Origin of the sequence: Mycobacterium sp. 134 (assembly GCF_048282715.1) — a bacterium.
GTDB lineage: Bacteria > Actinomycetota > Actinomycetes > Mycobacteriales > Mycobacteriaceae > Mycobacterium > Mycobacterium septicum.
Genome location: NZ_JBLVUN010000008.1, coordinates 5,956,406 through 5,973,215, shown reverse-complemented (window position 1 = coordinate 5,973,215; position 16,810 = coordinate 5,956,406). Strand labels below are relative to the sequence as shown.

General features: G+C 67.7%; 20 protein-coding genes. 10 read left to right on the top strand and 10 right to left on the bottom strand.

Annotation, left to right across the window (positions count from 1 at the left end; all coding sequences use genetic code 11):
- The 4 genes from ACNQVK_RS33545 to ACNQVK_RS33530 are packed head-to-tail and all read left to right on the top strand — an operon-like array spanning position 1 to position 3,435.
- Complete coding sequence (locus ACNQVK_RS33545) at positions 1-726, top strand: XdhC family protein (RefSeq protein ID WP_418033043.1); 726 nt, start codon at positions 1-3, stop codon at positions 724-726.
- Positions 723-1,613, top strand: coding sequence for an AAA family ATPase (locus ACNQVK_RS33540; RefSeq protein WP_418033041.1), 891 nt, complete (start codon positions 723-725; stop codon positions 1,611-1,613). The genes ACNQVK_RS33545 and ACNQVK_RS33540 overlap by 4 nt, the downstream gene beginning before the upstream one ends.
- Positions 1,610-2,245 carry an SRPBCC family protein gene (locus tag ACNQVK_RS33535; protein ID WP_418033039.1) on the top strand — a complete coding sequence of 212 codons (636 nt, stop codon included), beginning with the start codon at positions 1,610-1,612 and terminating at the stop codon, positions 2,243-2,245. Before ACNQVK_RS33540 ends, ACNQVK_RS33535 begins: the two co-directional genes overlap by 4 nt.
- Positions 2,242-3,435: a vWA domain-containing protein gene (locus tag ACNQVK_RS33530; protein WP_418033037.1), complete on the top strand. Its 1,194-nt coding sequence runs from the start codon at positions 2,242-2,244 to the stop codon at positions 3,433-3,435. The genes ACNQVK_RS33535 and ACNQVK_RS33530 overlap by 4 nt, the downstream gene beginning before the upstream one ends.
- Here ACNQVK_RS33530 and ACNQVK_RS33525 read toward each other — a convergent pair.
- Positions 3,432-4,082: a VTT domain-containing protein gene (locus ACNQVK_RS33525; RefSeq protein ID WP_418034483.1), complete on the bottom strand. Its 651-nt coding sequence runs from the start codon at positions 4,080-4,082 to the stop codon at positions 3,432-3,434. The genes ACNQVK_RS33530 and ACNQVK_RS33525 overlap by 4 nt on opposite strands.
- A 119-nt stretch (positions 4,083-4,201) precedes the next feature.
- Here ACNQVK_RS33525 and fbaA point away from each other — a divergent pair, with 119 nt between their 5' ends.
- Entirely contained in the window at positions 4,202-5,239 is a 1,038-nt protein-coding gene (fbaA, locus tag ACNQVK_RS33520; RefSeq protein ID WP_418033036.1) for a class II fructose-bisphosphate aldolase, read from the top strand.
- On the opposite strand, the gene ACNQVK_RS33515 is transcribed toward fbaA, so the two are convergent.
- Together ACNQVK_RS33515 and ACNQVK_RS33510 are read right to left on the bottom strand one after the other, a co-directional pair.
- The gene (locus ACNQVK_RS33515) at positions 5,236-5,826 is read right to left on the bottom strand and encodes a CHAP domain-containing protein (RefSeq protein ID WP_418033035.1); all 591 of its coding nucleotides are present in this window, start codon (positions 5,824-5,826) and stop codon (positions 5,236-5,238) included. The two genes, fbaA and ACNQVK_RS33515, sit on opposite strands and share 4 nt — an antisense overlap.
- Positions 5,827-5,835: 9 nt before the next feature.
- Positions 5,836-6,627 carry a DUF4878 domain-containing protein gene (locus tag ACNQVK_RS33510; protein ID WP_418033033.1) on the bottom strand — a complete coding sequence of 264 codons (792 nt, stop codon included), beginning with the start codon at positions 6,625-6,627 and terminating at the stop codon, positions 5,836-5,838.
- Between the two features lie 64 nt (positions 6,628-6,691).
- Here ACNQVK_RS33510 and ACNQVK_RS33505 point away from each other — a divergent pair, with 64 nt between their 5' ends.
- Positions 6,692-7,108: a DUF3151 domain-containing protein gene (locus ACNQVK_RS33505; protein ID WP_418033031.1), complete on the top strand. Its 417-nt coding sequence runs from the start codon at positions 6,692-6,694 to the stop codon at positions 7,106-7,108.
- A gap of 2 nt (positions 7,109-7,110) precedes the next feature.
- Here ACNQVK_RS33505 and ACNQVK_RS33500 read toward each other — a convergent pair whose 3' ends face one another.
- The 3 genes from ACNQVK_RS33500 to ACNQVK_RS33490 are packed head-to-tail and all read right to left on the bottom strand — an operon-like array spanning position 7,111 to position 9,461.
- Positions 7,111-8,007 (bottom strand): cation diffusion facilitator family transporter, encoded by an 897-nt coding sequence (locus ACNQVK_RS33500; protein WP_090424149.1) that lies wholly within the window; start codon positions 8,005-8,007, stop codon positions 7,111-7,113.
- A gap of 40 nt (positions 8,008-8,047) precedes the next feature.
- The gene (locus ACNQVK_RS33495) at positions 8,048-8,827 is read right to left on the bottom strand and encodes a site-2 protease family protein (RefSeq protein WP_418033029.1); all 780 of its coding nucleotides are present in this window, start codon (positions 8,825-8,827) and stop codon (positions 8,048-8,050) included.
- A 52-nt stretch (positions 8,828-8,879) separates the two neighbouring features.
- Positions 8,880-9,461: a hypothetical protein gene (locus ACNQVK_RS33490; protein ID WP_418033027.1), complete on the bottom strand. Its 582-nt coding sequence runs from the start codon at positions 9,459-9,461 to the stop codon at positions 8,880-8,882.
- Positions 9,462-9,566: 105 nt separating this feature from the next.
- Here ACNQVK_RS33490 and ACNQVK_RS33485 point away from each other — a divergent pair, with 105 nt between their 5' ends.
- Both ACNQVK_RS33485 and ACNQVK_RS33480 read left to right on the top strand, forming a co-directional pair.
- Positions 9,567-10,862: an adenylosuccinate synthase gene (locus tag ACNQVK_RS33485; RefSeq protein ID WP_418033025.1), complete on the top strand. Its 1,296-nt coding sequence runs from the start codon at positions 9,567-9,569 to the stop codon at positions 10,860-10,862.
- Positions 10,859-11,482, top strand: coding sequence for a PaaI family thioesterase (locus ACNQVK_RS33480; protein ID WP_418033023.1), 624 nt, complete (start codon positions 10,859-10,861; stop codon positions 11,480-11,482). Before ACNQVK_RS33485 ends, ACNQVK_RS33480 begins: the two co-directional genes overlap by 4 nt.
- Before the next feature lie 3 nt (positions 11,483-11,485).
- Here ACNQVK_RS33480 and ACNQVK_RS33475 read toward each other — a convergent pair whose 3' ends face one another.
- A complete protein-coding gene (locus ACNQVK_RS33475) occupies positions 11,486-12,232 on the bottom strand; it encodes an SDR family NAD(P)-dependent oxidoreductase (protein ID WP_418033021.1) in 747 nt (248 codons plus the stop codon).
- A gap of 62 nt (positions 12,233-12,294) precedes the next feature.
- Here ACNQVK_RS33475 and ACNQVK_RS33470 point away from each other — a divergent pair, with 62 nt between their 5' ends.
- Positions 12,295-12,978, top strand: coding sequence for a hypothetical protein (locus tag ACNQVK_RS33470; RefSeq protein ID WP_418033019.1), 684 nt, complete (start codon positions 12,295-12,297; stop codon positions 12,976-12,978).
- A 40-nt stretch (positions 12,979-13,018) separates the two neighbouring features.
- Complete coding sequence (locus ACNQVK_RS33465; RefSeq protein WP_418033017.1) at positions 13,019-14,563, top strand: HNH endonuclease signature motif containing protein; 1,545 nt, start codon at positions 13,019-13,021, stop codon at positions 14,561-14,563.
- Positions 14,564-14,579: 16 nt separating this feature from the next.
- Here the strand turns inward: ACNQVK_RS33465 and ACNQVK_RS33460 are convergent, their stop codons facing one another.
- The 3 genes from ACNQVK_RS33460 to ACNQVK_RS33450 are packed head-to-tail and all read right to left on the bottom strand — an operon-like array spanning position 14,580 to position 16,801.
- Positions 14,580-14,774: a ferredoxin gene (locus ACNQVK_RS33460; protein ID WP_418033015.1), complete on the bottom strand. Its 195-nt coding sequence runs from the start codon at positions 14,772-14,774 to the stop codon at positions 14,580-14,582.
- Between the two features lie 5 nt (positions 14,775-14,779).
- Complete coding sequence (locus ACNQVK_RS33455) at positions 14,780-15,985, bottom strand: cytochrome P450 (protein ID WP_418033013.1); 1,206 nt, start codon at positions 15,983-15,985, stop codon at positions 14,780-14,782.
- Between the two features lie 9 nt (positions 15,986-15,994).
- A complete protein-coding gene (locus ACNQVK_RS33450; RefSeq protein WP_418033011.1) occupies positions 15,995-16,801 on the bottom strand; it encodes an alpha/beta fold hydrolase in 807 nt (268 codons plus the stop codon).
- Positions 16,802-16,810: the final 9 nt, after the last annotated feature.

The window sequence follows — 16,810 nt, the reverse complement described above, 5'->3', positions numbered from 1 at the left end:
ATGACTCTGAGCGAGCGCGTGGCACAACTTCGCCGGGCACGAACGCCGTTCGTGCACGCGACGGTGGTGCGCGCGCAGCCGCCCACCTCGGCGCATCCCGGGGATGAGGCGATCCTGTTGGCCGACGGCACGATCGAGGGGTTCGTCGGAGGACACTGCGCTCAGAACTCGGTCCGCAAGGCAGCGCTGGGGGCGCTGCAGGTGGGCGAGAGTGTACTGCTGCGCGTGTTGCCCGACGGCGATGTGCATTTCCCCGAGGCCCCGGGTGCCTGCGTGGTGGTCAACCCCTGTCTGTCCGGCGGCGCGTTGGAGATCTTCCTGGCACCCGAGGTGCCCGCGCCGCTGGTACAGATCTTCGGTGGCACGCCGATCGCCGACGCCATGGTCGAACTGTGCGGGATTCTCGGCTACGACGTGCGGCGGCTCGACGATCCCGGCTCCGACCCCGGGGATGCCACTGCCGTGGTGATCGCCAGTCTCGGTGGCCCCGAAGGCGAGGTGATCCGGGCCGCGGTGGACGCCGGGGTCGGCTACATCGGGCTGGTCGCCAGCCGGGTGCGCGGGGCGTCCATCCTGGACGGCCTGGGATTGACGGAAGCCGAACGCACCAGGGTGCACACCCCGGTCGGACTGGCGATCGGCGCGAAAACCCCGGCCGAGATCGCGGTTTCGATCGTCGCCGAGGTCATCGAAGGCATCAGGGTCGGCGGGCTCCGCGGCGCATGAGCACTGACCCGGTCTTCTCCTGCGTCGAGGATGTGGTGCGGCGGTTCGACGCCAGCGACTACCTGCTTGGCGAGGGCACCGCGACAGCCATCTATCTGGCCGTCACGATGGGACGCCCGCTGTTGTTGGAGGGCGAACCGGGCGTCGGCAAGACCACCGCGGCCAAAACACTGGCGGCCGTTCTGGATACCCCACTGGTCAGGCTGCAGTGTTATGAGGGGCTGACCGCGAGCGAGGCCCTCTACGACTGGAACTACCAGCGCCAGCTGCTTTCCATCCGGTTGGCCGAAGCTCGCGGCGGCGAACAGCTCGACGAAGCACACCTCTACACCGAGGCCTACCTCATCGACCGGCCGATCCTGCAGTGCGTGCGGCACCGCGGACCGCGCCCACCGGTGCTCCTGGTCGACGAGATCGACCGCGCCGACGACGAGTTCGAGGCGCTGCTGTTGGAGTTCCTCGGCGAGGCCGCGGTCACGGTTCCCGAGCTCGGAACATTCGTCGCCGACCGGCCGCCCGTCGTGGTGCTGACGTCGAACCGCAGTCGTGACCTGCACGACGCGTTGCGTCGTCGCTGCCTGTATCACTGGATCGAGTACCCGCAGCGTGCCCACGCCGTGGCGATCGTCCGTCGCACGGTGCCAGGGGCCACCGACCCGCTCATCGAGCGGGCTGCCCAATTCGTTGGTGCCGCACGCGATCTCGACCTCGACAAGCCACCGGGTATCGCCGAGATCATCGACTGGGTTGCCGCCCTGGTGACGTTGGGTGTCGGTGACCTGGTGGACCCCGCGGCGCTGGAGACGCTCGGGGCTCTGGCCAAGACCCCCGACGACACGGGACAGCTCCGTGACGCACTGCTGGAACTGAGAGGAAGCGCCCTATGAAGATTGCCAACGAGTTCACCGTCAGCGTGCCCGTCGACGAGGCATGGGACCTGCTCACCGACCTCGAGCAGGTGGTCCCGCTGATGCCGGGCGCACAGCTGACCGGTCAGGAGGGCGAGGACACCTTGGGCAGGGTGAAGATCAAGGTCGGCCCGGTCACCAGTGAGTTCAACGGCAAGGTCCACTTCGTCGAGCAGAACCGCGACGAGCACCGGGCCGTCATCGATGCGCTGGGCAAGGAAGCCCGAGGCGCCGGCAATGCCGCTGCCACCGTGACCGCCCGCCTGCACGACGCCGGGCAGGCGACCCGGGTCACGGTCGACACCGACCTCAAGGTCGTGGGCAAGCTCGCCCAGTTCGGCAGCGGCATGCTGCAGGACGTGTCGGAGAAACTGCTGGGCCAGTTCGTCGAGTCGCTGGAAGCCAAGCTCGCCACCCAGAAGGCTCCGGTGGAGCCCACCGAAAAGCCCGTAGCCGCACCGGTTCCCGGCCCAGAGCCGATCGACCTGCTGGATCTGGCCGGCGGCAGCGCACTCAAGCGATACGGCCCCCGGGTCGCCGGTGCGTTTCTGCTCGCGGCCCTGGTGTTCACCTTCGGCCGGCTGCGGATGGCCAGGCACGCTCGCCGGTGACGTCATCCCTGCTGCGTGGGGCCGACCTGGCCGCGTTCGCCGTCGCGCTGGTCGACCGGCTTCGCGCGGGCGGGGTGACGGTGTCGGCGGTCGGGCCCTCAACCCTGGTCCAGGCGATGCACGAGCTGGTGCCCGCCGCGCGGTCTCGGCTGTACTGGGCGGCGCGGCTCTCACTCGTCACCCGGGTCGAGGATCTGCCTGCCTTCGACGCGGTGTTCGACGCGGTTTTCGCCGACGCCGTGCTCGGTCTGGATCCGCCCGGTCTCAAGCGATCGGCGTTGTCGTCGCCCGCACCCGCTCGGAGCTCGGCGGCCGAGGCCGGCGAAGCCGTCGACGCCGACCTGCCGTGGACGACCAGGCCGGCGTCCATCGCCGCGGTGGCCGGCTCGCCCGACGGCAGGGCGCTGCCCGACCTGATGCCGAGCTGGCTGGCCCAGCGTGCCGACGAGCCGTTCGAGCCGTTCGAGCAGTTCGACAGCGACGAGTTGAGGCGGATCGGAGCCTGGCTGGAAAGCGCGGAAGCCCGCTGGCCGCACCGCCGCACGCTGCGTCGGCGCCGTCACCCGGCCGGCCGGCGCGTCGACCTGAGGGAGACCATCAGGGCATCCCGGACCACCGGCTGGGAGCCGGTGCGGGTGGCCAGGACCCTGGCCCGCCTCCGTCCCCGGCGGGTGGTGCTGGTGTGCGACGTCAGCGGATCGATGCAGCCGTACGCCGCGGTGTATCTACATCTGATGCGCGCGGCGGCGGTGCACCGCCGGACCCGACCCGAGGTGTTCGCATTCGCGACCACGCTCACCCGGCTCACCGCCGTGCTGTCGCACCGGTCTGCCGAGTTCTCATTGGCCCGGGCCAACGAGAAGGTGGCCGATCGCTATGGAGGCACCCGCCTGGCCCGGTCGATCGGTGCGCTGCTGAGCGGTCCGCACGGTCATGCGTTGCGCGGTGCGGTGGTCGTGATCGCCTCCGACGGATGGGATTCGGACCCGCCCGAATTATTGCAGCGCGAGATGGTCCGGTTGCGCCGCCGGGCGCATCTGGTGGTGTGGCTCAACCCTCGCGCGGCGGCACCGGATTATGTGCCCCTGGCCAGATCGATGGCCGCGGCGTTGCCGCTGTGCGATCACTTCCTGCCGGCGCACACGCTCGCCGGCCTGCGTGAGCTGTTCGATGTGCTCGGCGGCAGTTAGGCCTGGTCGGCGGCGGCCTTCTTGGCGGCGCGGCGGCGCTTGAGCCACTCGAAGAACATCGGGGCCACCGAGGCCACGACGATCAGGATGAAGATCGGCTCGAGCAGCTTCTGGATGATCTCGAACTGGCCCAGCCAGTAGCCGAGCAGCACCAGGCCGACGCCCCACACGACGGCGCCCAGGACGTTGAACGTCGTGAAGACCGAGTAGCGCATCTTGGCGGCACCGGCGACGATCGGCGCCAAGGTGCGCACGATCGGTACGAAGCGGGCGATGACGATCGCGAACGGGCCACGCTGCTCGAAGAACGCGTGGGCCTCGTCGAGGTACTTCTGCTTGAGCACGCGGTTGTCGGGCTTGAACATCTCGACACCGATGAACCGGCCGATGACATAGCCGACCTGGCCACCGAGGATCGCTGCCAGCGGGATGAACACCAGCAGCTGCCAGAGCGCGAAGTTGGCGTCCACGGCCGTTCCCTGGGCGGCGGTGCCCGCGGCCAGCATTCCCGCGACGAACAACAGCGAGTCGCCGGGAAGGACGGGGAACAACACCCCGGACTCGACGAAGACGACGACAAGGATGCCCACCAGGGCCCAGGTGCCGAAGGATCCGATGAGGTGCAGCGGATCCATGAAATCCGGCATGAGCGCCAGATTGGTCGTAGCCTCAGGGAGGGCGATGTCGATCACGACTCCCTAGGGTACCTGGGCCCCACCACCGGTCTTCACCTGCGATAACCCGCGTCCAGATGGAAGGACAAGCCATGCCGATCGCCACGCCTGAGGTCTATGCCGAGATGCTGAGCCGGGCCAAGGAGCATTCCTTCGCATTTCCGGCCATCAACTGCGTCGGCTCCGAGAGCCTCAACGCCGCCATCAAGGGTTTTGCCGACGCGGGCAGCGACGGCATCATCCAGTTCTCGACCGGTGGGGCCGAGTTCGCCTCCGGATTGGGGGTCAAGGACATGGTGACCGGCGCCGTCGCGCTGGCCGAGTTCGCCCACGTGATCGCCGACAAGTACCCGATCACGGTGGCCCTGCACACCGACCACTGTCCGAAGGACAAGCTGGACACCTATGTGCGGCCGCTGCTGGCCATCTCCGCCGAGCGTGTTGCCGCGGGCCGCAACCCGCTGTTCCAGTCGCACATGTGGGACGGCTCGGCTGTCCCGATCGACGAGAACCTGACCATCGCCCAGGAACTGCTGAAGCTCGCGGCGGCGGCCAAGATCGTCCTTGAGGTCGAGATCGGCGTGGTCGGCGGTGAAGAGGACGGCGTCGAGGCCGAGATCAACGAGAAGCTCTACACCTCCTCGGAGGACTTCGAGAAGACCATCGACGCGCTGGGCGCCGGTGAGCAGGGGGCGTACCTGCTGGCCGCGACCTTCGGCAACGTGCACGGCGTGTACAAGCCCGGCAACGTGGTCCTCAAGCCCGAGGTGCTGGCCGAGGGGCAGCGGGTGGCCGCGGCCAAGCTCGGATTGCCCGGTGATGCAAAGCCTTTCGACTTCGTCTTCCACGGCGGGTCCGGCTCGCTGAAGTCGGAGATCGAGGACTCTCTCAAGTACGGCGTGGTGAAGATGAACGTCGACACCGACACCCAGTACGCCTTCACCCGTCCGCTGGCCGCGCACATGTTCACCAACTACGACGGTGTGCTCAAGATCGACGGCGAGGTCGGGAACAAGAAGGTGTACGACCCGCGCAGCTACCTGAAGAAGGCCGAGGCGTCCATGGCCGAGCGCGTCATCGAGGCCTGCAACGACCTGCACAGCGCCGGGCGCAGCGTCACCGGCGCCTAGGCGGCCAGCCTGCCGTACCCGAGGATGCCCGCGATCTCGGCGTCGTCGAGGGTGTGCACGCGGATGCCGCCCTCCTCGTTGCCGCCGACCGTGGTGATCGCGTTGTCATCCACGGCCACAATGAAATTCGTGTGCAACCCGAGTGGGCTGCCGTCGGCGTACAACACCACGTCACCGGTGCGCGGCCGGTAGGAGTCCGGCGCGGCGAACCGGCCCGCGGCCTGGTAGTACTCCTGCAGCGTGTACACGCCCGGGATCCGCCAGTTCCCCGAGTTCGGATTGGACAGCGGCCGGCCCGCCTCGTTGAGCACCCAGCTGACGAAGTCGGCGCACCACGGCTCCTCGACTCCCTCGGAGAAATGGCTGCCGCCGGGCTGCGCGTCGTACTGCGCCTGCAGCACGTCGACGACACGGGCCTGGGCCGGATCGAGTGCGGCACGGTCGAGCTGGGGAAAGGCCACGGGTTTGCCGGGCAGGACGTCGAGTACCGAGCCCGGATGCCGCACCAGCAGTGCGGCCACGCCGACGACGACGACCACGCCGAGCGCGCACAATGCCAACCAGAGCTTGGGTCCGCGCAGGGTCACCGGACCAGGTTAGCCGGTGGGCGCCTGGCAGATCTTCCACTGATTGTCGCGGAACTGAAGGTCGAAGCTGCGGGTCGACCGCGTTTGCGGGGCAAAGGCCATGAAGCTCGTGACGTTGGCCTCGGCGTGGTCGCCGTTGACGACCACCTGGTCGATGCTGGCCACCACGGGGTATTGCTTGGCGGCCTCCACCCGGGCGTGAGTTTCGTCCCACGCCCGCTGGTCGTAGTTGACGTAGTTGTCGCGGGTGGTGCCGCAGGTGATCGAGCGCAGGGCGGCCAGGTCGCCGCGCTGGATGGCCGAGTCGAAGTTCTGGATCGTCGTGCGGACGTCGTCCTCCTGGGACGCGGCCGCCGACGACTTCCGGGTCAGCAGGACGGTGCCGAGCACCGCGATCGCCACCAGCGCCGCGATCACCAACACGACCGCGACCACCCACCCCCAGCTCCGGCGGGCGGCCGGCTGCGGCTTCTGTTCCTGTTCCTCGCGTGGCGGGATGACTTGCGGAGCAGCGCCTTTCGGGACATCGGCCGCGACGGTGTCGCCCTCGCCGGGCGGAGCGAACACCTCGGTCTCGGGGTCGGGAGGCGTGTCGATCTTCTGCGTCGACGAGTCGAACCCGGACGGCGCGGTGAAGCGTCGTTCGTCGTTGAGGTGGACTTCCCCGGTGACTTCGTCGGCCGAGCCGAAGATCTCGGTGGCCGGCTCGGTCACCTCGGACATGTTCGGCAACTCGACCTTCTCGGTCGGTGTGTCGCTGTGGTCGGCGCGGCCCTCGTCAGGTCCCGTTGGGTTCGACATCCCTGCTGCGGTCCTCCCGTACGTCGGTACCGGTGGAGCTTATCGGTCGGTGCACAATAGGCCCATGACACGGATGGGTGATTTGTTGGGACCGGAACCGGTTTTCCTGCCCGGGGACCCTGAGGCCGAGGACGAATTGGCTGCGGGTGAAAAGGCGGCCGTGGTGGCCGCCGCCCACCCCTCGGCGTCGATCGCGTGGGCGGTGCTGGCCGAGAACGCCCTGGCCGACGACAAGGCCGTCACCGCATATGCGTACGCCCGCACCGGCTATCACCGCGGGCTGGATCAGCTGCGCCGCAACGGCTGGAAGGGTTTCGGCCCGGTGCCGTTCGCCCATGAGCCGAACCAGGGATTCCTGCGGTGCGTGGCCTCGCTGGCCCGGGCCGCCGACGACATCGGCGAGACCGACGAATTCCAGCGGTGCCTGGATCTTCTCGACGACTGCGATCCGGCTGCGCGCGGCGAACTCGGCCTGGCCTGAGCTCAGTCCTTCGCCTCGCAGGAGCAGTCTTCCGCTGAGTCGGGCGGTTCCACCTGCACGGTGGCGTGAGCCAGGCCGCGGGCGTTCAGTACCGCGCGTGCGTCGTCGAGCACCCGGGCGGTATCGGCGCTGCTGGTCAGGTGCGCGGTAACCATGTCCTTGCCGGGAACGAGCGTCCACACGTGCAGATCGTGCACCTCGGTCACGCCGTCCACCGATTCGAGCGCGGCCCGGAGTTCGTTGACGTCGATGTGCTGCGGGGAGGATTCGCTGAGAATTCGCAGCGCGGCCCGGGCCAAGGCGATGGCCCGCGGCAGCACCCACAGGGCGACGAGGACCGCGACCACCACGTCGGCGTAGGGCCAGGCGGTGGTGACGGTGACGATGCCGGCGACCAGGACGCCGATGCTGCCGACGGTGTCCGCCACGACCTCCATGTAGGCGCCTTTGACCGCGAGGCTGTCCTTGGAGTGCGACCGCAGCATCATCACGACGACGGCGTTGGCGGCCAGGCCTGCCAATGCCACGACGATCATCGGCACGCCGGGTACGTCGGGAGCATTGCCGAGGCGTTCGAAGGCCTCGTAGAGGATGAAGCCCGCCACGCCCAGCAGTAGGGCGGCATTGGCCACGGCGGTGAACACCTCTGCCCGGTGCCAGCCGTAGGTGCGGGCCGGGGACGTGCTGCCGCGCTTCGCCAGCAGCACCGCGGTCAGCCCCATGAACATGGCGACCAGGTCGGTGAGCATGTGCCCGGCGTCGGCGAGCAGGGCGATCGAGTTGATCAGCAGCGCTGTGACCAGCTCAAGGACGAAGAACGCGCTCAGAATCGCCGCGGCGATGATCATCCTGCTGACGCGGGTATCGCTGCTGTGGCTGTGATCGTGGCCGGCACCCATGCCCCGAAATATATGCGGAAGTACGCATATGTGGCAAGGTTTAGAGCCAGGCGGACCAGAACCGGGTCAGCTGGCTGCCGATCGACACCAGCTGACTCGGCACGCCGGAGAGATCGACGAACCAGAACACCACCCCGAAGAACCATCGGTTCAGCACCGGCGTGAACAGCAGGATGATCAGGATGAACAGGCCCCACTGCTTGGCCGGCTCCAGTGCACGCTGGGTGTCGGGGCTCAGATGTGGTTCCAGTGCGCCGTAGCCGTCCAGCCCGGGAACCGGCAGCAGGTTCAGCACTACCGCGGTGACCTGCAGGAACCCCAGGAAGGCCATCCCGGACCAGAACACGCTGTGGGCCGGGTCGAAGAAGATCCGGGTGACGGCGAGCAGCAGGACCGCCAGTACCAGGTTGGCCGCCGGGCCGGCCAGGCTGACCAGCGTTTTCTGCCGGGCTGTCATCCAGGAAGTGCGGACGTAGACCGCACCGCCGGGCAGCCCGATGCCGCCGAGGGCGATGATCAGCACCGGCAGACCCAGTGACAGCAGAGGATGGGAGTACTTGAGCGGGTTGAGGGTCAGGTAGCCCCGCACTGCGACGTCGTGGTCGCCGAACCGCCAAGCGGTGAAGGCATGGCCGAACTCGTGCAGGCACAGCGACACCAGCCAGCCCGCGATCACCAGGATGAAGACGCCCACATAGGACAGTGGCTTCACGTTGTCCGCGGCGAGCCAGGCCAGCACTCCGCCGGCCACGGTGAGCGCGACGACGGCCAGGAAAACCGGGCTCGGGCGTACCGACTGATGCAGCGGGCGGATGTTCACGATTCGACGCTACGGCAATTCGGCCGGCAATTCGGCCGGCGATCCGGCCCGCTCAGCCGACGCGCAGCCAACCTTCGGTGTGCCGGTAGAACGTCGATCGTCGTACGGTCCGTGGCGCGGGCACCCCGTCGCGGATCACCTGCGCACCCGGGGTCCCGAGCTGCGCGGCACGCCCGGCGACCCAACGGACCGGCCGGCCCCGGTCGGACAGCACGCTCGCGCGCAGTCCCGGCATGTCCAGTGTCGGCTCGACCCGGACGCCCGGTGCCTCACCGTCGAACAGCACGACGTCGTCGACGACGGCCTCGCCCTGGACCGGCCCACCGTCAGGTCCGTGCCATTGCGCCGCGCCTACCAGCACTGTTCCCGTCTCGTCGCGGATCAGCGGGACACGCCGGGCGGGGGCGCGCAGCGCGCGCCGGGCCGACCAGCTGCCGGTGGCCGCGGCGACTTCCACGTCGAGCCGATCGGCGCGCAGCAACGCGGCGAGCACGGCGGCCAGCTCGGCTTCGCCGCCGGTCACGACCAGTCTGCGGGGTGTGCCGAGGTCGTCGACATCGACCCTCGGCAGGTTGCGGAGCGGGCGCGGAACAGGCTCTGAACCGACCACCGCGACCCCGTCTGAGGTGGTCAAAACTGCTCCTTGCGGTCAGACAAATGTGTTCCTGGCGTGAGCTGGGATAAGGTGGCCTACCGGCTGCATCACATTAGTGCGGAAGATTAGGCGGGAGATTACGCCATGCCGGCAATCGTCCTCATCGGCGCCCAGTGGGGCGACGAGGGCAAAGGTAAAGCCACCGATCTGCTCGGTGGACGCGTGCAGTGGGTCGTTCGCTACCAGGGGGGTAACAACGCCGGGCATACCGTCGTGCTGCCCACGGGGGAGAACTTCGCACTGCACCTGATCCCCTCGGGCATCCTGACGCCAGGGGTCACCAACGTCATCGGTAACGGCGTGGTGGTCGACCCGGGCGTGCTGCTCACCGAGCTCCAGGGTCTGGAAGATCGAGGCGTCGACACCTCGGGCCTGCTGATCTCGGCCGACGCGCATCTGCTGATGCCGTATCACGTCGCAATCGACAAGGTCGTGGAGCGCTACGCGGGCAGCAAGAAGATCGGCACCACCGGCCGCGGCATCGGACCCTGCTACCAGGACAAGATCGCCCGCATCGGGATCCGGGTCGCCGATGTGCTCGACGAGCAGTTGCTGGCCGAAAAGATCGAGGGCGCACTGGAATTCAAGAACCAGGTGCTGGTCAAGATCTACAACCGCAAGGCGCTCGAGCCTGCCGAGGTGGTGGAGAACCTGCTCACCCAGGCCGAAGGCTTCAAGCACCGTATCGCCGATTCCCGGCTGCTGCTGAACCAGGCGCTCGAAAACGGCGAGACCGTGCTGCTGGAGGGGTCGCAGGGCACCCTTCTCGACGTCGACCACGGCACCTACCCGTTCGTCACCTCGTCGAATCCGACGGCCGGCGGCGCCGCGGTCGGTTCCGGGATCGGGCCGACGCGGATCACCACGGTGCTGGGAATCCTCAAGGCCTACACCACTCGTGTCGGGTCCGGTCCGTTCCCCACCGAGCTGTTCGACGAGCACGGCGCCTACCTGGCCAAGACCGGCGGCGAGGTCGGCGTGACCACCGGCCGGGCCCGGCGCTGCGGCTGGTTCGACGCGGTCATCGCCCGGTACGCAACCCGCGTCAACGGCATCACCGACTACTTCCTGACCAAGCTGGACGTGCTCTCCAGCCTGGAGACCGTGCCGGTGTGCGTCGGCTACAAGGTCGACGGCAAGCGCACCAACGAGATGCCCATGACGCAGTCCGACATTCACCGCGCCGAGCCAATCTACGAAGAGCTGCCCGGTTGGTGGGAGGACATCTCCGCCGCACGTGAGTTCTCCGATCTGCCCGCCAAGGCCCAGGACTACGTGCTGCGGCTGGAAGAGCTTGCCGGCGCACATGTTTCGTGCATCGGTGTGGGTCCGGGCCGCGAGCAGACGATCGTGCGGCGCGACATCCTGGCCGCCAAGTGAGCGACGAACCATCGGTTTTCGAGCAGCACGGCGGATTCCCGGTATTCAAGCCGGCCGATCCCGGGCCGGGTTTCGGGCGTTTCCTGACCGCGATGCGCCGGGTGCAGGATCTGGCTGTCTCGGCGGACCCGGACAGCGACACCTGGGACGACGCGGCTGACCGGGTCGAAGAGCTCGTCAAGCTTCTCGACCCGTACGAGGCCGCCGAGGGCGTGGGCCCGGCCAATCGGGTGCCCTCGCTACCCGGCGCGGGCAGCCTGCTGATGGCGCCGTGGACCATGTCGAAGTTCGAGCCCGAGGGCGTCGAATTGCATGTGCAGTTCAGCCGTTTCCACGTCGGCGGCAACTACGCGGTGCACGGCGGGGTGCTGCCACTGCTGTTCGACTCGGTGTTCGGCATGGTGATCCACGCCGCGGGCCGGCCGATCAGTCGCACGGCGTTCCTGCATGTGGACTACCGCAAGGTGACGCCCATCGACACGGTGCTGACCGCACGCGGCTGGGTTCGTGAGTCCGAGGGGCGCAAGGCTTTTGTGAATGCCGAGCTGCGTGATCCCGACGAGAACCTGCTCGCCGAGGCGCATGGCCTGATGATCAGATTGCTGCCCGGCCAGCCGTAGGTTCTAGATCGCCGTGCGACCGCCATCGGCCGCCAGCACAGCGCCGTGGATGAAACTGGCGCTGTCGCCGACCAAAAACCCGATGGTCTGTGCGATTTCGGCGGGATCAGCGACCCGTCGCGCCGGTGCCTGGGCGGCGAGCGCGGCCAGGCGATCGGTGCCGTACTGAGCCGTGGTGCCTTCGGTGAGCGTCGGTCCCGGAGCGACGGCGTTGATCCGGACGCCCTTGGGTCCGTATTCGGCAGCCCAGGACTTGGTCAGCAGATTCAACGCGGCCTTTGATGAGGCATACACCGCAGAACCCGGTGCGCCGAACATGGAAACCATGGTGCTGACATTGACGATCGCGCCGTCGCCGCGCTTGGCCATGGCGGGTGCCAACGCGCCGACGAGGAAGAACGGGATCTTCACGTTGAGGGCGTAGCAGTCGTCGAAATCCTGCTCGGCGATCGCCGCGGTGGGCCCGAAGACCGCGATGGCAGCGTTGTTGATCAGGATGTCGATCTGGTCGGCGACCGCGAGGGCGTTCTGTACCAATGCGTGGGCGCTGGCGGCGTCGGTCAGCGTTGCGCCGAGGAAATCGGCGGTGCCGCCGGCCCCGCGAATCTCGGTCACCACCTGCGCCCCGCGTTCCGGGTCTCGACCGCTCACCAGAACATGTGCGCCGCGTTCGGCGAGAAGCGTTGCGGTGGCGTGGCCGATGCCGCTCGTCGCTCCGGTGACCAATGCGGTTTTCCCACTGAGAGACACCCGGCAATCCTAGGGGGCCGAATGTCGTCGCAGATGAGCGGTTGAGGTGTCACGATGACGCCGTGGTTCAGAAACATTTGCACCGCTTGTCCACGCCGCGAGCGGCTGCGTTGGCGGGGGTCTTGTTTGCCGTCCTGTTCGGGGTGGCCCTCGTACTGATCCGCACGGCGTTGCCCGAGGGGGCCGAGCCCGGCTCGCAGTGGGTCGACGGCGCGACAACCCGGTTGCGCGTGGCGTCGGTGTTGATGCCGTTCGCCGGCATCGCGTTCCTGTGGTTCATCGGTGTGGTGCGTGACGGCTTCGGACGCTACGAGGACCGATTCTTCTCGTCGGTGTTCCTCGGCAGCGGAATCCTGTTCTTGGCGATGATGTTCGTGTCGTCGGCCGTCGGTGCCGGATTGATCGCCAGCCGGGCCGGGATCACCGATGCGGATGCCTACAGTCACGTCGCCACGTTCGGGCAGATGGTGCTGATGGCGTTGAGCAAGACCTACGGCGTCCGGATGGCAGCGGTGTTCATGATGTCGTTGGCGACGATCTGGCTCAAGACCGGACTGATGCCGCGCTCGCTGGTGTACACGACTTACCTTGTCGCGGTGGCTCTTCTGATCGCCGGCAATGTCAGCATGTGGATCGTCCTGGCGTTCCCGCTCTGGGTGTTCGCCGTCAGCCTGCTGATCCTGGTTCGGGCCGGGGTGATCGACCTGCCCGGCGAGCATCAGCACCCCGCACAGCCCCAGCGGTGATCGCCCACGGTTGTCGGTGGGTGGTGGCATACTCGAATGTATGTTCGATAACTGTTCCGATGTGGCGTTGATCGACAGGATCAGTGCCACCGCGCGGGCGGAGTCGGTGGCGATCGCGGCCCGGTTGGCCGCGATCGGGGCGTTGGACTCTCTGCGCGAGCAGGAGTTGATCGAGTCGATTTTCTGGCGGACCGATCCGTTTGAGGAGGTGGCTGCCGAGGTGTCGGCGGCGTTGCGGATCAGTCGGGGCCGCGCGGGCACGCAGGTTCAGCGGGCTCGGGTGTTGCGCGACAAGCTGCCGTTGGTGGCGGCGCGGTTGGCGGCCGGGGAGATCGATTATCGGGTGGTGTGCATGATCATCGCCCGTACCGGCATCGCCGATCCGGAGGTGTGGGCGGTGTTGGATGCGGAGTTGGCGGCGCGGGCGCATCGGTGGATGCAGCTGTCGGAACCCAAACTGCGGGATCGGGTGGATCAGTGGATCGCCAAACTCGATCCGAACGGGGAGCGGGTGCCGCCGAATCTGGTCGAGGAGCGGTTTGTGCAGATTGAGCCGCACAGCCCGGGTAGGGCCTCGGTGTGGGGCAACGTCGATGCCGCCGACGGGGCGGCGTTGAATCAACGCCTGGATGCGTTGGCGGCGACGGTGTGTGAGAACGATCCGCGCACCCAGCAGCGCCGCTGTGATGCTGTGGGTCCGTTGGCGCGGCTGGAATCGCAATTGGTGTGCCGGTGCGGGCTGCCGGAGTGCCCCGCCGCTCAGAAGCGGGCCGCCGCCAATGCCGCGGTGATTCACGTGCTGGTCGACCAGGCCACCTTGGAGGGCACCAGTGATGATCCGGGTTATCTACCTGGGTATGGGATCCTGCCCGCCGACCGCGTGCGCGACCTGGCCGCTATGGCCAAGCTCAAGCCCCTGCGGGTGCCCACCCAACCCACCGAGCAGAGCGAAGCGGCTGACATGCCTGAACCGCCCCAACCCAGCGCAGTGGAACGCGGTAAGGCCGCCGACCCGAGCGATCCGAGTGAGGCCGCTGATACGTCGACGGCGTCTGATGCGTTTGAGCCGGGGTATCGCCCCTCGGTCGGACTTTCGGAGTTCATCCGGTGGCGGGACCTGACCTGCCGGTTCCCGGGTTGTGACGCCCCGGTCCAACGTTGCGATATCGACCACACGATGCCCTATCCGCTGGGTCCGACCCATCCGTCCAACACCAAGCTTTACTGCCGCACTCATCACCTGGTCAAGACGTTCTGCCCCGGCTGGTCGGATCGCCAATTACCTGATGGCACCGTCGAAATCACCGCACCCACCGGCCACACCTACACCACCGAACCCCACGGCGCCGGCATGTTCCCGACCCTGGGCACCCCGACCGGGGAACTCAACCTGCCCGAACCGCCAGCTGCGAGCCCGGACCGCGCCGCGATGATGCCCACCCGCCGCCACACCCGCGAACAGGACCGGCAGAACCGCATCACCGCCGAACGACGGCTACGCGCCGAACTCAACAACGACCTCGAAGTCGAACGCCAACACCAAGCCTGGCTCGCCGAACAATACGGACCGCCACCACCGTTCTGAACGGTGCGGCCCGACTTCACTCCCCGGTGAGCTTCAATGCCGATGCGGGGCACAGCTTGACGGCCTGGCGCGCGTGGTCGATCTCATCCTCGGGAACCTCGTCGACGAGGACTTCGACCACACCGTCGTCGTCCTGGTCGAAGATGACCTCGGAGATCATCACGCAGTTGCCCGATGCGATGCAGGCGTCCTGATCTGCTTCTACTTTCATGGCATTCACCACGTTACCGCCAATGATTTGAGCCCGTAGATGAAGTGAAAAGACCGGTACTGCACGGCATCGAAGGGTTCTGCGAGCGCCAGGGTGGGGAAGCGGCGCAGCAGCGCGGGAATGGCGATCCGCATCTCCATGCGGGCCAACGGAGCTCCGAGGCAATGGTGCACGCCGTGGCCGAAGGCCAGATGTCCGGGCGCGCCGCGGCGGATGTCGAGAACGTCAGGGCTGTCGATGAACTCGGGGTCCCGGTTGCCCGCGGGCAATGAGGCGAAGACCAACTCGCCCGCGGAAATCCGCACGCCGGCCACCTCGACGTCGGTGGTGGTGAAGCGGGGGATGGCGTTCTGCACTATGGACAGCCAGCGGAGCAGTTCCTCGACGGCCGGGCCGACGCCATCCGGGTCGTCGCGAACCGCGGCCAACTGCTCGGGGTGGCGCAGCAGCGCCAGGACGCCCAGGCCGAGCATGTTCGACGTGGTTTCGTGCCCGGCGAGGAGTAGCAGCCCGGCGATGCCGACGAGTTCGTCGTCGCTCAATTCGGCACCGTGGTCGCGGACCAGCATGCCGAGGATGTCCTCACCCGGATCCCGGCGGGCCCGTCCGACGAGGCCGCGCATGTACTCCCGGCTCTGCCGTTGCAGCGCAAGGCGTTCCGCGATGGGCAGCGAGAGGTCGAGCTGGAGCGTCGAGCGATGCTGGAAGTCGTCACGGTCCTCGTAGGGCACCCCGAGCAGTTCGCAGATCACCAGCGACGGGATGGGGAGCGCGAAATCGGCCACCAGATCCGACGGCGGGCCGGCCGCGGTCATCGTGTCGAGGCGGGCGTCGACGATCTCGACGATCCGCGGTTCGAGCCGCTTCATCCGGCGGATGGTGAACTCGGCGGTCAGCATGCGGCGCAGCCGTTGATGCTCGGGCGGGTCGAGGCCCAGCAGGTTTCCGGCCCGTGCGCTGGCCAATTCCGCTTCGGACATTTCGGGCGCCCCCGGCAGGGTGAAACCAGGTGGTCGGCTGTTGGAGAAGCGCTCGTGGTCACTCAGCACCGCCTTGACGTCCTCGTGGCGGGTGATGAGGTGCACCGGGTTGCCGAGCGCACTGATGACGGTGCGCACCCCGTCGGCTTCACGGATCTCGGCGAGTTCCGGTGTCGGGTCGAACGCATTGCGCCGCATGTGAAGTGGCGGCAGGGTGACCGGCTCAGTCATGCTTAGACGCTACGCGCGCCCGAGGAAGTCCCTGATCAGGGTGTTGGTGAGGGCCGGATTCTCCAGGGCGGCCAGGTGCGCGACGCCGTCGAGAACCACGAACTCGGCGCCCGGGATGGAATCGGCCATGGCCTTGGTCTCGGTGAGCGGAAAGGTCGCGTCCTCGGCGCCGGCGACCACGAGCACCGGGGTTCGTACCTGTGCGAGCAGGCCCCGCTGGTCGGGGCGTCGGGGCACGACGCTTCGCACTGCCCATGCGCTCGAGTCGATGTCGACCTGGTGTGCGGCGTCGTCGACGAACGCGACGACTTCTGGGCGAACGCGCATCGACGTCGGTCCCAGGAACGCCTTGAGCACCGACCGGGTGAGAGGGCCGCGGATGCCGTTGAGCACTTTTGCCGCCCGGAGCAGCAGCCCGTACTCGAACCGTTGACGCCTGCCTGCGGCCGACGCCGTGCAGTTCATCAACACCGCCCGGCCGATGCGGTTCGGGTACAGCGCCGCGAACGTCCCGCCGATCATCCCGCCCCACGAGTTGCCGACGAAATGCGTGCGTTCGACCCCCACGCCGTCGAGTATGTCGGCGACGGTGCCTGCGCAGTCGGTGAAACTGAATGGCGCGGTGAGCTTTTCGCTGCCACCGTGGCCGGGCGGGTCGACCAGGATGACCCGGTGGGTGGTGCCGAACTCCGCTGCCTGCGCGGCCCACATGTCACCCGTCATCAACAGGCTGGGCCAGAACAGGATGGTCTCGCCCTGGCCGGTGACCTGGACGCGGAGGCGGCCGAGTTTCGTGGGTACTCGCAGCTCCTGCACACCTGCCAA

What these genes read in the sequence shown, in the direction of transcription:
- ACNQVK_RS33545 (WP_418033043.1), top strand. Translation starts at nt 1, where the DNA reads ATGACTCTGAGCGAGCGCGTGGCACAACTTCGCCGGGCACGAACGCCG.
- ACNQVK_RS33540 (WP_418033041.1), top strand. Translation starts at nt 723, where the DNA reads ATGAGCACTGACCCGGTCTTCTCCTGCGTCGAGGATGTGGTGCGGCGG.
- ACNQVK_RS33535 (WP_418033039.1), top strand. Translation starts at nt 1,610, where the DNA reads ATGAAGATTGCCAACGAGTTCACCGTCAGCGTGCCCGTCGACGAGGCA.
- ACNQVK_RS33525 (WP_418034483.1), bottom strand. Translation starts at nt 4,082, where the DNA reads ATGCCGGATTTCATGGATCCGCTGCACCTCATCGGATCCTTCGGCACC.
- fbaA (WP_418033036.1), top strand. Translation starts at nt 4,202, where the DNA reads ATGCCGATCGCCACGCCTGAGGTCTATGCCGAGATGCTGAGCCGGGCC.
- ACNQVK_RS33510 (WP_418033033.1), bottom strand. Translation starts at nt 6,627, where the DNA reads ATGTCGAACCCAACGGGACCTGACGAGGGCCGCGCCGACCACAGCGAC.
- ACNQVK_RS33505 (WP_418033031.1), top strand. Translation starts at nt 6,692, where the DNA reads ATGACACGGATGGGTGATTTGTTGGGACCGGAACCGGTTTTCCTGCCC.
- ACNQVK_RS33500 (WP_090424149.1), bottom strand. Translation starts at nt 8,007, where the DNA reads ATGGGTGCCGGCCACGATCACAGCCACAGCAGCGATACCCGCGTCAGC.
- ACNQVK_RS33485 (WP_418033025.1), top strand. Translation starts at nt 9,567, where the DNA reads ATGCCGGCAATCGTCCTCATCGGCGCCCAGTGGGGCGACGAGGGCAAA.
- ACNQVK_RS33465 (WP_418033017.1), top strand. Translation starts at nt 13,019, where the DNA reads ATGTTCGATAACTGTTCCGATGTGGCGTTGATCGACAGGATCAGTGCC.
- ACNQVK_RS33460 (WP_418033015.1), bottom strand. Translation starts at nt 14,774, where the DNA reads ATGAAAGTAGAAGCAGATCAGGACGCCTGCATCGCATCGGGCAACTGC.
- ACNQVK_RS33455 (WP_418033013.1), bottom strand. Translation starts at nt 15,985, where the DNA reads ATGACTGAGCCGGTCACCCTGCCGCCACTTCACATGCGGCGCAATGCG.